This window comes from Paenibacillus sp. WG02, assembly GCF_055396115.1.
This window is the reverse complement of sequence record NZ_AP036016.1, coordinates 2,383,461-2,399,332: the sequence shown is the minus strand read 5'-3', so window position 1 is coordinate 2,399,332 and position 15,872 is coordinate 2,383,461. Positions and strand designations below refer to the sequence as shown.

At 46.9% G+C, this 15,872-nt stretch carries 8 protein-coding genes; 1 reads left to right on the top strand and 7 read right to left on the bottom strand.

Going from position 1 to position 15,872, the window contains the following annotated elements; genetic code table 11:
• Positions 1–24 precede the first annotated feature (24 nt).
• Positions 25–2,727, bottom strand: coding sequence for a UxaA family hydrolase (locus ACBP55_RS10845; RefSeq protein WP_464651438.1), 2,703 nt, complete (start codon positions 2,725–2,727; stop codon positions 25–27).
• Between the two features lie 395 nt (positions 2,728–3,122).
• Between ACBP55_RS10845 and ACBP55_RS10840 the strand changes: the two genes are divergently transcribed.
• Positions 3,123–4,025: a helix-turn-helix domain-containing protein gene (locus ACBP55_RS10840; RefSeq protein WP_464651436.1), complete on the top strand. Its 903-nt coding sequence runs from the start codon at positions 3,123–3,125 to the stop codon at positions 4,023–4,025.
• A gap of 159 nt (positions 4,026–4,184) precedes the next feature.
• Here ACBP55_RS10840 and ACBP55_RS10835 read toward each other — a convergent pair whose 3' ends face one another.
• From ACBP55_RS10835 to ACBP55_RS10810, 6 genes are all read right to left on the bottom strand, one after another.
• Positions 4,185–8,138: an OmpL47-type beta-barrel domain-containing protein gene (locus tag ACBP55_RS10835; RefSeq protein ID WP_464651434.1), complete on the bottom strand. Its 3,954-nt coding sequence runs from the start codon at positions 8,136–8,138 to the stop codon at positions 4,185–4,187.
• Positions 8,139–8,325: 187 nt separating this feature from the next.
• On the bottom strand, positions 8,326–10,257 hold the full coding sequence (locus ACBP55_RS10830) for a hypothetical protein (RefSeq protein ID WP_464651432.1): 1,932 nt from the start codon (positions 10,255–10,257) through the stop codon (positions 8,326–8,328).
• Positions 10,254–11,330: a beta-galactosidase BglB gene (bglB, locus tag ACBP55_RS10825; protein ID WP_464651430.1), complete on the bottom strand. Its 1,077-nt coding sequence runs from the start codon at positions 11,328–11,330 to the stop codon at positions 10,254–10,256. Before bglB ends, ACBP55_RS10830 begins: the two co-directional genes overlap by 4 nt.
• A 6-nt stretch (positions 11,331–11,336) precedes the next feature.
• Complete coding sequence (locus tag ACBP55_RS10820; protein WP_464651429.1) at positions 11,337–13,127, bottom strand: hypothetical protein; 1,791 nt, start codon at positions 13,125–13,127, stop codon at positions 11,337–11,339.
• Between the two features lie 28 nt (positions 13,128–13,155).
• Entirely contained in the window at positions 13,156–13,773 is a 618-nt protein-coding gene (locus ACBP55_RS10815; RefSeq protein WP_464651427.1) for an SGNH/GDSL hydrolase family protein, read from the bottom strand.
• 444 nt (positions 13,774–14,217) lie between these two features.
• Positions 14,218–15,795, bottom strand: a complete 1,578-nt coding sequence (locus ACBP55_RS10810) for an extracellular solute-binding protein (RefSeq protein ID WP_464651425.1) — start codon at positions 15,793–15,795, stop codon at positions 14,218–14,220.
• Between the last annotated feature and the right edge of the window lie 77 nt (positions 15,796–15,872).

The window sequence follows — 15,872 nt, the reverse complement described above, 5'->3', positions numbered from 1 at the left end:
CCTCGCTTTCTGATTTTGTCTGCATTATAACGACACACCCAAAAAGCCTCGTGTCATTTGAAAATCGATATTTCCTTTCTGATAGAGACGCGGTACATAAGAATGTTCCAAAATTTCTTTGCTTCGCTCAAGAATATGATTCACCCATAGGCTCGGATTGCCCTCGAGTACCAAATCGACATCTTGCTTATGGTTATGCAGCACGTCCTGATCCGACGTCACTTGCAGCATTGGGACGAAAGGATGCGCCTGCATCGGACGATCACCGATCAGCGCGATTATTAATTCCACACCTGTGGCGGCGAGTCCTGTGATCGTCTCTACCCCATGCGTTGTTGGAGTCTCCATAATGTGGAAGCCGTTTCGGTGGACGTGTTCCCCATAGGCAATTGACGGTCGAACTTGAGACGCGCTAAATAGATGCTGACTGAACGCATCCTCGGCAAGCAATCCGCTGTTCTCGGGAATGACGACCAAGCCACCAGCTCCGACAATTATTTTGGTCAGAACCCCCAACTGCTCGCCGGCACTTTTGTTAATAGCACCAACGCTTACGATCCCGATGCGCAGTCCTTCCAAACCTACCGTCACCTTCTCCGCAGGATCAGCCGCAACCAATCGATCGGCGAACCAGGCCTCAACCTTCTCGCTCACCTTGGCAATTCCGCCGTCGAGCTGGATGCTGGCATAACCAAGACGGCTCGCATCGACACCCATCACATCCATCTGATGGCGCATGTAGTCGTTATGCGTTTTCTCACAGCCATGCTCCAGCAGCAAACAATGCTTCACCATCGGATGCGTAATATAGCCGATCATCGTGCGGGCAAACAGTGATTCGGCTGGCCCCCCCGAGGTGCCGCAGCCTTCCGTGTGCGCCAATGTGACAAAGCGCGAGAGCTCGGGATAACCTGCTCCTTGCTCGTTCAGTCGCCGTGTGATCATGCCCGCTACCTGTCCGGCACAAAGACTGGTCGGCACGATCAAGCCGATATTGTCACTGGACTGCCGATTGCGATGCCGAGTAAAGGAAAATTGAAGCGAGATATTCCTCGTTACAGCCTTATCTTCAATTTCTATCGGAGCTCCTGTCGGTACAGGAGTATGAAGCAGCGTATCCAGCCGACTCGCATCGTTCTGCTGCCAGTTGCGCCAAATTTGTACTTGGGCATGGCCCGCCTTCTCGCCGACGCTTCGCTGACCAGAGGCAATTTGGAGCGCCAACTCGAATACCTCTTGGCCCAGCTCATCCATCGACTTGCCTTCCAGATACTGCCCCGCGTTCACATCCATATCATTCGAAAGCAATTGGAAGCGGCGAGTTGTCGTGACCACCTTGACCGTAGGCACATACGGAAAGTTGGTGATCGAACCATTTCCCGTTGTAAAGAAGATCATGTTGCAGCCGGCGGCTACCTGTCCGGCGATGCTCTCCAGGTCATTGCCAGGGCTGTCCATGAAATAGTAGCCGCCATCCTTCATGAGCTCCCCGTACTCAGTTGCATAATCGATCCGCGTTGTCGGATCTTTCTTCATAGCGGCGCCTATAGACTTGAGATAGATGTTGTACAAGCCGCGATACATGTTGCCACCTGACGGGTTACCTTCCGCACTTGTGCCGTGCCAGGAAGTGCGCTCCTTAAATCGGTTCACAAGTTCCAGAAATTTGCGCGCGGTTTCCACGTTGCGTACTTTTGACAAGACATAGGGCTCCGCGCCTATCAACTCATCAGTTTCGGCTAGACTAGCCGCACCGCCGTAACGCACCAATTGTTCTGAAACCCAACCGAGCAGCGGATTCGCGGATACTCCGGAAAATGCGTCCGAACCGCCGCACTGCAAGCCGATTCGCAAGTGGCGGATGGATTCAGGCGTCCGCTGCATCGTGTTAACCGTTGACAGCCATTCCCGCACTATCGCTTCACCTTTAACCAGCTCCTCTTCAAAGCTACCTGTAAGCGACACGAACTTATGCAGCACTTCATCGATCGGATAGTTATGCTCGCGTGCATAAGCCTCTACCATCTTGTTCGTGACCGATTCATTGCCATAATCGACAACCAATACCGCTCCGACGTTCGGGTTGACCATGAAACCTGAGAGCGTCCGCAGCAGCAAGTCCACATTATTCGGCTTCTCTGTGCCGCCCTCCGTATGAGCGACGGGAACGAACCCGTCTATATTCGAATCGTTCTTCCATTCGCTTTGCAGACGAGAGGCAAGCTCATTCACGTAGCTCCCCGTATGCGAGGTGGTGCCGAGCAGTACGATGTAGTTCCGGGTGCCAACCCCGCGATCTTCATGGCGGCGGTATCCCATGAAAGTGCGCGTATCCTCATAAGCTGGCGATGCCTGAGCCGGCCGAAAGTTCTCCTCGTCAAGGATATAAGGAGAAACTTGATCCGCGAAATTGGGCTCCGCCGGCACTGCGAATGTCAACTGGCGCACACTGAGCGCTCCACGTACTGTTTCGTTGATCACATAGTGGCCGGGCTGAATCTGCTTAATCGCCACGCCGAAAGGCAAATGCCACGAAAGCAAATCTTGACCAGGAGCGATCGCTTTCACCGCAAATCGATGGCCTTCCATAACCGTGTAATCCAAGGTGAGGATTTGGCCTTCATACTGAATGACGGTACCGGAGTTCAATTGGTGAATCGCAACGGCGCAGTTATCCCCGGGCAAGGGAAGTCTCGCTACTTCTTCAAATTGGTAAACGACGTCCATCGATGACTGGCTCCTTTGATGAGATTTTTCGAACAATCCAAATACAGCATTGGCAGCACTTAAACTACCTGGCATAGTATGACTAGCACGCAACCTAGCGTGTGTTATGAGAATGAATCCCAGGATTCGATTCAGCCTATAAATGAATAATTGAGTTTCTTCCAAGGTTAGTGCTGTTAAAACAACAATATTCTCACCCAGTTGATGCGAATTCAGGCAATAAGTGGCATCAATTTTTTAGTTAGCATAGCCTCCCTGATTTTGGTGTGCACACATATTATTGTAACAGGATTATGGCATTTGATAATTCTTTACCTTTGCAAAAACATACTCTATTTTGATATTCTATACATAAGAGAAATAATGAAGTGAGATGATTTGGGGAGGTTCGGAAAATGCAAAAACCGCTAATAAAAAACTTTATTAACGACCACCTCTTGCCATTTGACATCGTATTTAAGGACAAAAAGACACCAAATCGTGAACTACCAGAGCATCTTCATGATCGCTTTGAATTAGTTTATGTTTATAGTGGAAAAGGTACGTTTTTCTTAAACCAAATGCTCTATGAGATGAATGAAGGAGACCTCTTCATCATTCCTGGAAATACCATCCATCAGGCATTGCCAGATTCTGAATCTCCAATTACTGCCACTGCTCTCTTTTTTGATCCGCAACTGATCGGGCATTATTCGGCAGGTGATTCGTTTACGAATATGCAAGTTTTTGAGCGAGCTAGAAAATATAAGAGCTATAAGCTTGTTGTCCCAGCAGCCATGCGCCCTCATCTCGAAGAAAAACTCAAACAAATGCATGAAGAATTGGAACGACACGAAGCTGGTTTTAGATACGCAGTTCAACTACATTTAAATAGCCTTCTGATCAGCATTAATCGTTTGATATTAAAAGAATCCCATCATCAACTGGCCACGTCCGATGTCGGACCCTCCTGGTTACTAAACATACTTCAACACTTAGATCAGTTTCACACTAACCAAATCGCTGGACTTTCATATTTGGCTAAGCACACTTCAGTCTCAGCCGCTCATTTATCTAGGGTGTTTAAACAACTAACCGGGATGAACATCACCGACTATGTGAATGCCAAGCGAATTTCAACTGCAAAGGAGCTTCTTTTAACTACCGACTTAGGTATTGAGACGATCGCCCACAATTGCGGATATGAGAGCTTACCTTATTTTCATAAGTTATTTAAGAAGTTTACTGGCGTTACCCCAGGCTTATATCGAAGAAAAGTAGTTAAAGAAATTAGCTTCAAAATAGACAACATGACATAGAAATGTGAAAGTATCTCAAGAGCAAATTATTGTAATATTACTCACCGAAGCTAGGATTTTTCCATTCATCTTTCCGAGCCGTTATCGCTTCAAGATATGGCGAATGCCACAATACGATGATGAGTCGCATTGTGGCTTTTATTTTAAAGCATTGTCTTACTATTTTCTCTGATCGTGCGGTACGATAACTTTAGCTTGTGCAGTCGATTGATTACCTGCCTGATCTGTTGCAATATACGTAATCGTATAGATCCGACCTTCTCCTTGTCCTAAACGTTCGGCCCGGAGAGAGAAAGCTGTATCAAGAGTACCGAATTGAGCATCTTGAATATCATCCCCAGTATCCGTTTCATTGCTTGTAATCGATAGGAGTTTAACGGAGGCAAGTTGTGAAAGTTCATCATTTGCCGTAATCGTTGCGTTCACAGCAACCATCTTGTGATTGGCAGGCCACAATGACGTTTGATCAAGTACGACGTTGAGGGTCGGTGCCGTCTTATCGAGCTTGATGATGGAAGTATTCGTTTCTTCCGTATTCCCTGCTTGATCGATACCCCTATACGTTAACGTAGTTATCCCTTCTTCCGAGATCGTAAATGGCCCGACATAGTTCTCCCAACTTCCGTTATTGATTCGATACTGAGTTCCACTAACGCCGGATAACAGATCGTAAGTAGCCAAGGTGACAGTTGGATCTGCCGTATACCAGCCATTTGCCCCTTGAGTCCCCCTAAGAACAGCTGTCGTGACAGGTGTCGTTTTGTCAATATTGACGACCACTGCATGTGGTGCTTCAGCATTCCCTTTCTTGTCCACACTCCAGTAGGTGAGCAGATGTGATCCATCACTATTGATGGCAACATTATTACCGGTTTGTGTCGCTCCACCGTCAATTGTGAAGAATGTGTCGGCTACACCAGAATCCGCATCGGTTGCCATCAGCGCGACAGTGACGTCATGATTCACCCAATCCTTCGGAGCATTATCTGTAGTAACCGGCGGAGTTCTGTCCTGAATCGAGAAAAGATTCACGTTATCAATATACATCGTCCCGACATTGGTTCTGTAAATCGCAGTAGCTAACGTGACAACATCTCCCGAAAGTACAGGCTGCTGATCCAAGACCTTCACACCGTCGATGAACAAATCAAACTTACCTAGGATGGTATTGAAAATAATTTTAATTGTGTACCATTTTCCTGCAGAATAAGCAACACTTGTGTCAATCCAAGTACCAGCCTTTTGATAGCCGATTTTGCCGTTAGGTTCAAAGGCAATAAATGCTCCGGCACCACCACTTGCATCACTCAAAACAGCAATATACCCATATGCATTGGTTTGATCAGCCCGCGCTCTTAATTCTAGGATGCCGGAAGTGACAGGACTAAAGGTTTTAGATGCTCCCATATTCGCACTTGAGCTACTCGTCTTTCTTAGTCTCATGCTCTTATCTGAAGCGCTTGGCACCTCGGCGATTTGAATGGTTCCTCCATTCGGGGTTGACGTCCAATTTGCCGGCGCACTACCTGTTGTTTCCGTGTCAAAGTTTTGGAAAGACACTTGAGTTGGGGCAATCAGATAGGAGAAAACATCCACATCATCCACATACATCGTCCCAATTTCATCTTGATTCATACCGATGCTAAGCTTGGTTACTTTTCCACCTTCGGCAATGAATGGCTCATCTTTCAGCTTCAAAATGTCATCCACATATAAGTCGAACGTATCCGTATCGGAATTAAAAACAATTTTGATTTTATACCATGTTCCTGCCGTATAAGAAACATCGGTATCCTGCCAAGCATTATTCTTCATATAACTGATCTTCCCATTGCTATTAAATTGAACGGCAATGAGGGAAGTATTGGCTTGATCGGACAGTAAAGCAATGGTACTATTTGCATTGGTTTGTTCTGCTCTTGCTTTAAGCTCAACACTTCCTGTTGCTACCTGGATGAAGGATTTGGAAGCGTTCATCGCATTCGTGCTGGCAACGGTTTTATTGAACTGGATGCTTTTATTCGTTGCATCAGGTACAGCTGCAACCTGAATTGTGCCTCCATTCTGATCCGTTGTCCAGCCAGCCGGACTGCTTCCCGTGGTCTCTCCATTAAAGTTCTGGAAAAGCAACTGTGTTGCTGCAGGTTGAGCAGAAGGCGGAAGTGCGGGCTTAATATCTGCATAAGTACTTTCTATTCCTGCATTATTCATGATCGCAATCGCTGCGGATGGCCAATTCCCGTTTGAGACCACAGTGGTGTTGGTAACTTTGGTATTGGTTCCAGCATTCGTACTATTTGAAGTTGTTGTATACGTGTTATTTACATTAATATCATGTATCGTATTTTTCCAAATGAGAAGATACCTAGATGAGTTGTTAACAACATTGTCTGTTATATCGTACCAACTGCTTCCTTCATCAGGATACAAGGCTCCGTTTGTGTTCCCCTCATTCTGAATATAGTTGTTTGAGATAATTCCCTTGTTTGTCGAACTGCCATTGGTTGGGCCATTTGTATAAATCGCTCCACCATCTGCTAATAACATCATATCATCGTGTATATAGTTGTACTGGATGTTCGTTCTTTGATGGACAGTGTAGGGGAGCGTACTCCATCCCCAACCCACATGGATAGCTGAATAAGGAACATTGCTTATTTCATTATGCGTGATATCCATATCCTGCGGTAAGCTGGCTGCAATGGCTGTTGAAGCGAAATACTCAGCGCCAATTTTGTAAAAATAGCTATTATTCACATCATTATTTCTAAGCATGACTCGTGGATCGGTGCTCTGAGCATAATTCTCCGTACCAGCGGTATACAGTCCTGTATAATCTCCTACCTGTATCCCATTGCCGGAGATATCTGTGAATACCGATCCTACAACCAAATTGTCCTGTGATCCGGTATACATGTTCAGACCGCTGCCGCCAAGGTGCTCGAATATATCTCTTTCAAATTTAATGGAATGGGCGTATCTCAAATTGACTGCTGCATTAATAATCGTTTCTCTAGCTACGTCGTTTCCATTTGCATCCTTTATAGTGTCCCTTATGACGTTGTTCTGCGCATCCGGGAGTCCGCCGTCCCCACTTACTCTTAAATAAGTTGCATGGGAGAACGTAATGCCTTTGAACTGAATATTGTGTGCTTTATGATCCAGATCCGAACCTTCAACCCTCACCAGTTCTTCCAAAACAGGCGCCACAATGGTAGCTGTCGACATGTTTTCTCCGGCTTTTGGCTTATAGTAGAAAGTGTCAGTCGTTCTGTCCAGATACCATTCACCTTCTGCATCAAGCAGCTCATAGGCGTTTTCAATGTACCACGGCAATCCATTTCCATTGAAGGATCCGCCAACTGAGGTTCCCCCTTTATTGGTTACAAATTGCCAACCAGGCTGTTTCATAGTGAAAGTGGTCGTAGTTCCGTTATTCGTAATCGTGCTAACACCAATTCTTGGCGCAGTCCACTGATTTTTGTATACAAACTCGATGTCGCTCTTGTTCCCCCAGTTATGCATGGGAATCGTGCTATTGGCCAATACATTGCCCGTAGCCGTATAACCAGATGCTTTAACAAAGGTCAATGGTGAAGGCGCCCCCGTGCTTCTTGCTCTGGTTGCCCGTTTACCGTTGACAAATAGCTGCCTTGTTTGAATATCTCCCCCGGCAGACGCTTTGTAAATGTTTTTACTGGCATCGTGCAAGGTCCATCCCGTAATCTGTTTGCCTCCGCTAATCAGCGGCTTTTCGCCGTTATAGGCCGAATAATTAATATTGTACCCATTCGTTCCCGAGTCTGCGTCGGTAAGCGTAAGTGTGGATGCCAGATTGTACGTGCCTCCGCGGAGGTACACATACAAATCGCCAGTCATGTTGGCGTTAACTGTGCGAACCACATCGCGCGCTTTTTCTATCGTTCGGAATGCTGTAATTGTTGTTGTTCCATCGTTCGTATCAAGACCGTTCACAGGATCGACATAATACGTCGCCTGCGTGGCTGCATGCACTTGGGAAATTGGTAAAAAGAAAACACTAGAGAACATCAAACATATTGATAATAGGAAAACAAACACTCTATTAGCCTTGCCCTTATTCCAAAACACCATTAAAAATCCTCCTTATTAAGAATTTAGAGTATTCCGCAAGCGATTTCATAAATTGTCAGTAATTAAACACTGAGGCAAAGTTAGAGCTTGATTTTTAACTGCCGTTGCCTCTCCTCCTTTCCATTTGATCAATTGATCTACCATTCAGGCGAAAACGAAAGCCGAGAAGTCTTTCATTTTCTACAACTTACATGAATGGAAGCCGACTACAATCATAACCGCTTATGGCTAACTTTTCGTTCGCAAGCAGTTGCCCGTTCACCTCGAGATACCTGATCCCTTCGCTGATCGGGCTGTATTCACAAGCCAGTGTCGTATCTCCCGCATTAAAAGTTGTTCTTCTCAGCACTGTACGGCGGGAGTGCGGACTCGAATGCGTTTCGTCATGAATATGTACATTTCCGGCGGCAGCACGGAAGGCTTCGAAGTTTTTCGTTTCCTGCTCGCTGGAAATTCGGGTCACAAATCCATTACCCGTCAATACAAACGTCTTCGGGTCGAAATCCCTCGCTTCACCTTCGTAATTGTAGAATGAAATCATAAGAAATTGGTTCACTCGCTCCACCTTCACTGCGGCATGTCGGCCGTGGTTCGTCAGCAAGAGTGGATAGAACGCCATATACACTGTCCCATCTTTGACGATGACAGGACACGGCTCCGAGCTTTCTCCTATCTTATCCTTAAGCTGCCTGTCACCCAGCCACATTTCGTCTGGTTCGTTGAACGGACATGGAAGGATGACAGATAACTTCAGACTGGACACCTGCATTCGGGCAAACCGCTTCGGCTTGTAGAGTATCATCGCCGTTTGCTGATGCTGGAAAGCCAGTTTCCGCCCTTCATCCCATAGGGAATAGTCAGGTGAAATTATCGACATTCGTTCGTACGCGTTCGACTGACCAGGCTTCTTCTCGTTCACGATATATTTGGTATACACAGTTCGTGAATTGCGAAGTGAAGCTTCCTTATTAGGATCCCGTCGCAGCAGCAAATGAAAAGCATCCGTCTGCACCCCATTATGGAACTCATGCGTGGTTGTACCTAATGCATAATTCTCCGTCATAAACGTGGTATTGGAGCCAACACCTGCCGGATATTCCGTCATATCCTCCGCTAATACAAGGTCCTGCGGAGCTTCCCATGCATGCTCATCGGATGAGGATGAAAACTCAGCAGTTCCCGAAACTTCATAAGGATAGTCCTTGTTTAATGCATGATGAACCAATTCTTCCGGGCAATGGTAGATCGTATTCATCATGCTTGCTACTGTCACCTGCAAGAACGCCATGTTCATGTGAATGGCATACCCTGAATCAATATCCCGAGCACTGAACAACGTGTTCAGCGGGTTCATAGGAAGTTGATCGCCAAGCAATCCATATACTGCAAAGTGCTGTGTATGTCCCATCGAATCCGCTGTGTAGGCGCGCGAGTATGGGCCAGCCAGCTGAGAGGCCGGCATATACAAGCGAGCCAATTGGTCCGCCCAGATGCGCTCTTCGCAGTTAAGGGCAATGTCCCTCAATTCATCATCCTCAACATGATTGGCGATCTCTGCCAAAGACTCCAACTGAATCCCTGAATACGTAGGACTGTTATATTCACTTACAAAGCCTCGCCGATTCAACATCGCTTTCAATTGATGAAGACGCTTGGCCCCTATCGCAACCAGATCAGGACGCGATATAAGCTGTCCGCCGATCAGTGTGATGTATGTGCTCATACAAGGAAAATTATCGTTAACCCCGACAAAATCCATTTCATCGGAGCTGCTTTCTTTAACGGCCTCTTCGATATAGCCATATAGCCAATTCCTTGCCTTTTCCGATAGATGATCATCGTATTTCATTAGAATTTGAATGGCGATTTTCGGAGCAAAATGACATAGTGTGTATTGGCTGGCTTCAATAATTCGGTTGCCGGAGTGGCAAGCTTCCTCAGAACCCTCAGCTAAGAACGAATAGGCAAACCACAATCGCTCTCGTAACCCCGTAATGGGGTCCGTACCGTTATACTTGCCATCCGCATCGAAATCCTGCAAATGGTAACGAACGAGCAGTTTCAATATCTGTTCCGCTCTCTTCTTTTGCTCGTATATACCATAGAACGGTTTCCTCATAGATGTTCCAACCCTTCAATCAGCATTAGCAGCGTCATCGATTGACCATATGGCATCGGACAAATAGGAATATCGCGGTACTCTTGGATCGTACGACCCATTCCAGTACCGTAAGAGACGCCATGCACGAGGCCGGCGGAATCAATCTTTGATACGACTGCGTCATACGCCTTCGTACCGATCTCTCTAAACGATTCAGGGAGGTAGCCTTTACGAACTGCCTTGAGAATGCCGTATGCAAAAGCCGACGTAGCCGATGTTTCCGTATAGGAATTCGGATCGTCGAGAAGCGTGTGCCACATGCCGTCTGCAGCTTGCAACTCTGCAAGCTTAGACGCTTGCTGCTCCAATGCGGAAAGCAGCAGCCGCTCCACCGGCTTCGGAAGTTCAATCATTTCCAAATAATCCACGAGTCCGGCGGTGTACCAAGAGTTACCGCGAGCCCATAGCGCTTCTGCAAAATGGTGACGGCCGTTAAAGGTCCACCCGTGGAACAGAAGTCCCGTACGGCGGTCTGTCAAATATTTGAGATGCAGCATGAACTGGTACACACTTTCATCGATATAGGAATCTTCATTTAGCAGCAGCCCCATGCGGCATACGAACAACACGGTCATGTAAAGCGTGTCATCCCACACTTCGCCTTCATTCAGATGTCCCGACACAACGTGCTGAATACCGCCTTCCTCGGTACGCGGCATTTCATTAACGGCATAGTCAGCCCATTCACGGCAGAGCGCCATGTAGTCTTCGCGCTTCGTGTCTTCAGCAAGGAAGCTTAACGTCAGCATCGGACACATTGTGTTTACATTTTTGGATGGCAGCCCTTCCGCAATTCTGCGATCGAACCAGTCGATCAGATATTCCTTGATGTCTTGTCTCGTTGTCTTCCGATAGTATAGATAAAGCGAGAATAAACCCACGCCTTGCGGCCACTCCCAGTTTTCCATGGAAATAATGCCGATCGGACAGCTTTCTTCAACAGCACCGCCCTGTAAGTGCTTCAGTTGACCGATTACTTTTTCAATCAGTGCGTGAACTTCGGTTTGATTGGAATTCATTATTTGTTTCATGACAAGTCACCGCTTTCCATTTTCCATTAGATGTGGATCGAGCATCAGCTCGACCAGTTGCTTATCAGCTTCGAACAATTGGGTGTTTCTAATCTCCATACAAGGTTCCCGAGGAACCTCTCCGTCTTTATACGAGCTCTCATCTATGCGAAGCCTGGCTGCCACCGAAACGGCTTGGTCGAAGCTGCTAACCCCGTCTGCATAATAAATCGCCCAGCCGCTCTCCAACCTAGGCTGCTGCAAAAGCTGCGTTTCTCCCGCATATAGCAGTTGTCGTAAGCGAAGCGTATTGCCATCCAGATCAGAATGAAGCTGTGGCAGTTTACGAGACTGTTCGCCATAGGCGATGCCGGAAAGAGGGGCGATCAGAACCGCCGATTCGGGATATTGCAGTACCGTCCATTCCCTGCCGTCAGCGTCAGAAGCAACACCTGTGTTCCCAGTCCAATCTGGTACGACCCACTCATCGGCAATCTCGCACGCTTCATTATGTAATCTGCTCATACTACGCACGACAAGCACAACATGGTCATTCTGTACCGAACGCAGCTGCACATCCGGGTACCAAGTCTCCCGGAATAAGGAGGGACCTAAATAAGCCTTTGCGTAGCTGGCCGGATGTGTACGCACCCTTTCGCCATCATGGACATGCCAGCTAAGGTATGACACATTCTGGCCGCTCACCGCGAGCGATACCGGATACGATTGCCAGCCCAAGCCCCATGTCGGCCATTGGTACGAACCGGCAATCACCGGGAAACGGTTAATGCTCCCGATTCTACCTGTTAAGCCTATCCAGCTATACGCATAGTGATCATCCATCACGTGTTCCAGCCGCTTCCGAAGCGCAGGCAGCTCAGGAGCAGGCCCTGCCCACTGCAGCTCCTCTTCGAATAACCAGTAATAGACGCCGCCTTCCAAATTGCCCAGGGTATCAACTTCGGTTACCGGATCACATTCCACACCGGCAATGCGCCACATTAAACTTTTCGGATGCAAAACACCTTCCACATTGTAGCTACGAATGGTCGGCACGAACTCGAATCCGTCATGGAACCTAACGTAATCGATTAAATTATCCATTACACCTTGCAGCTTTGTTCGCAGTTCTGTATTTGAGGTCTGCAATGCAATATTGGCAATGCGAAGCGCATTCATAATAATTTGAATATAGACCAGGCTCAGATTTTCTCCCCAGCCCCAGCCACGGCTAGCCGTGTAATCCAGCCAGCGTTCGAAAAATGCGATGCCAATCTGTTCGTGCTCAGGCAGTGAGCAAATTCTCGAGATTGCCAAGAGCAGCGCGCCGTCGCTTACAATTTTATTCGAATAGTACAGAATCGGCTGCTTCAGCTCATGCGCAAACCAACTAGCGCCGCGTTCCAGCATCTGATCCAGTAACCCACGCTGATTTTCTGGTATGTGTTCTACTGCTAACAGCCTTAGGACGACCAGTGGCATCAGAATAAAGAACGCCGCATTGGAGTCATTGAGCCTCGTTTCTTCCCGATACCAGCGAAATGCTCCATAATGCGAACTGGTTAGATCGTCCGTCAGCTGCAACTCGGCAAGCGCCTGTAGAATGCGCATTCTCTCTGATTCATCGAGCACACCAAGCACTGTAGCCACCACATAATAAGCTGCAGTCGAACGTCCATCATGTGCTTCTTTAACCTTAGAAGCCTCCGCAGTATGACCAGGCTTGCCTACATGGACTAACCCATCGTCAATTTGAAGCTTGCAGCCATATTGATCCCACAGCTTCTGCCACAGCTGCTCAGTCTGAGTATTCATCATCTTCCTCAGCTCCATTCTGCGTTCATCTTCATGAATTCCTATCAAACAAGAATTGTTGAACTCCCTTTGCCGTAACGGCTAGACTTCCCTCTGCAATTGGATGAATGCTGTCTGGCACCCATTGATGAAACTGATCCGGATTTTCAACTAAAATCGCATTCCATGCTGCGAAATGATCAATAAGAGATAGCTCTCGTTCCTTAGCCACAGAGTGGTATAACTCGTAATATTCATTAAAATTCGGTCTTACATCTAGTGAACCCCCAACTGGAGGATTCATCGTCATAAGAACGATATCGCACTGCGAGTTGATTTCCAGTATGCTTTCAATCATCCTTTCCAATCGACTCCTGCATTGGTCGAGTGTAGTTTCATACGGCAAGTACGCATCGTTGATGGCAAATTCGATAAATACCATGTCGGGCTTATGAATGAGAATTTTATCCGCTAAGTTTTCTACTCCCCATTGCGACCACATGGCGGCTTTCGCACTATTGATGACAGTTGCAAGTCCAGGATATCGTTTCTCAAGTTGAGCATCCAGATCCTCCACCCAAACTGCTCCGTCCGTTAAACTTGTTCCGTACGTTACAATACACTGGCTTTTGCCGTTTTCTAAATTGAGCATTGTCTGCAGACTTGGCATAAATGAGCCTCCTTTTGTTACTCGCTTAGGTTACTACTGCTTGCATAATCCTACATGTGGACTGAATGCCATTAAAATGTAGCGTCGAATGCCATTTGATTGCAATTGCCAATAATTCGTTCATACTTCACGCCAAACTTATTAAGCTCCTCCGATTCATTGCAATTCGATTATCAATATTTCGGAGTGACACGATTAGCCCAGTTGTTCGGTATCGGTCTGACGACCGTTTTAATTCAATTGCCAATTATTCGTTGAGTAAAAAAGCAGTATAGCAGACCCCGAAGGTCCGCTATACTGCTCGGCGCGTCAATAATCGATTAATAGCTGAACACGATGTCGCCAGTCCCGCCATTGGATGTGAGCGCTTTACATTTATGCGAAACGCAGAGGGATCAATTATCGCTATCGATCCCCTTTGCTTTCACAATCACTGCGTAATCCTTATTTTTTCACTTGCGCATACAATTCATTCGCTTCTTTAGCCAATTGCTCGCCGCCTTGACTGTTCCATTGTTTCACGAAATCGTCAAACGCTGATACTGGCTTCGCGCCGGAAACGATTGAAATGAACGTTTCATTTTTTAATTTCATTAGATCTGCCCAATATTTGCCGGAAGATGGCATTACGTCTGGTTTACCGAACAAGTCAACTTTAGGCATATTGAATGCCTTTGCCAATGTAATGTTTGCAACAGCCCATTTGTCCGAAACATCGGCAGCGAATTGACGAGTGAACGGATTAAAGGAAGCTCCGTCACCAAGCCCCATACCATAGCGCTTATCTAGGTTATCGTTAGGTGCCAGCAACTTAGCTCCGCCTTCTTGCTTCTTAGCAGCGTCTTTGAAATCCCAGTCTGTACCTTGTTTACCCAGAGCCAAATCCATGAAGCCTTGATCGCTCGTATCAACCGTTTCAAGAATCTCCATAATCTTTTTCATTTTTTCAGGTTGCTTCTCAAGCTGTTTACCGAAAGCGATAATATTACCTGCAGCTCCCCATGCCCAGTCACCTTGGCCTCCTGGTCCTTTAGGTAGCGGCGCAATCTCAATTTTCGCGTCCGGATTTGTTTTCTTCGCCAAACTGATCCCGGAGGTTGCGATGCTTTCGTCCGCATCGTTCGCTGGGCCGTAGTCATAGTAAGCAAGCTTGCCTGCAATAAATTTCTCTCTGTAATCCTTGCCCGTTACGAAGTCAGGATCCACATAGCCCTTCTTATACCAATCTGCCAACGTCGTTAATGCCGCTTTAACCTCAGGCTGAACAGCGCCGCTCACGACCTTGCCATCCTTCAGCATCCATTGTGGAGGCGTTACACCGTAAGCAGGGAAAATTTGCTTGAACAAGCCGAACCATTGATTGCCTGGCGCTCCGGAAGAGATGCCATATACGCCAATTTTCTTCAACGCTTCGAACGCAGTTGTCATTTCATCTATCGTTGTCGGGATCTTATCAATGCCCGCTTTTTTCAGCAAATCTGTACGCCACTCTGCTTTCGCATTAAAGCGACCGCCAGGATAGAACGTCGTGACACCATAGTTTTTGCCGCTAGCTAACGAATAGAACCAGCCTTGCGGAGCATCTTTATCTAGTGCTGCCTTATACTTCGGCATCGTTTTCGAAATCGTATCTAACGGCACTTCTGCCAGCAAGCCTTGTGAAGCGTACTTCTGCAAGCTGACTGGGTCGAGCACCATCATGACGTCTGGAATATCGCCGCCACCGAGTGTAACCTGCTGCTTCTGGGCATAATCAGCCGAAGCAATCATATAAGGTTTAATTTTAATGTTAAACTTCTCTTCCAAATACTTCTGACCGTAAGAGTTTTCCTCTGTCAACTGCGGAACCATCCAACTAATCGTTAGCGGCTGAGCAGGTGTTGCTGCTGCAGCTGGCTGAGTGCTGGCTTGAGTCGATGCAGCTGGCGTATCGGTAGACTTGCCGCAGCCCGCGAGTGCTACTGATGATAAGAATAATGCGCTTACACCTACTGTAATTGTCTTTACAAATACCTTTTTCATTTCTATGACCTCCTCATTGTAATTGCATTTCTAATATTATGAAGGATTCCCTTGAACAAAGGAAATTCGCATAACCG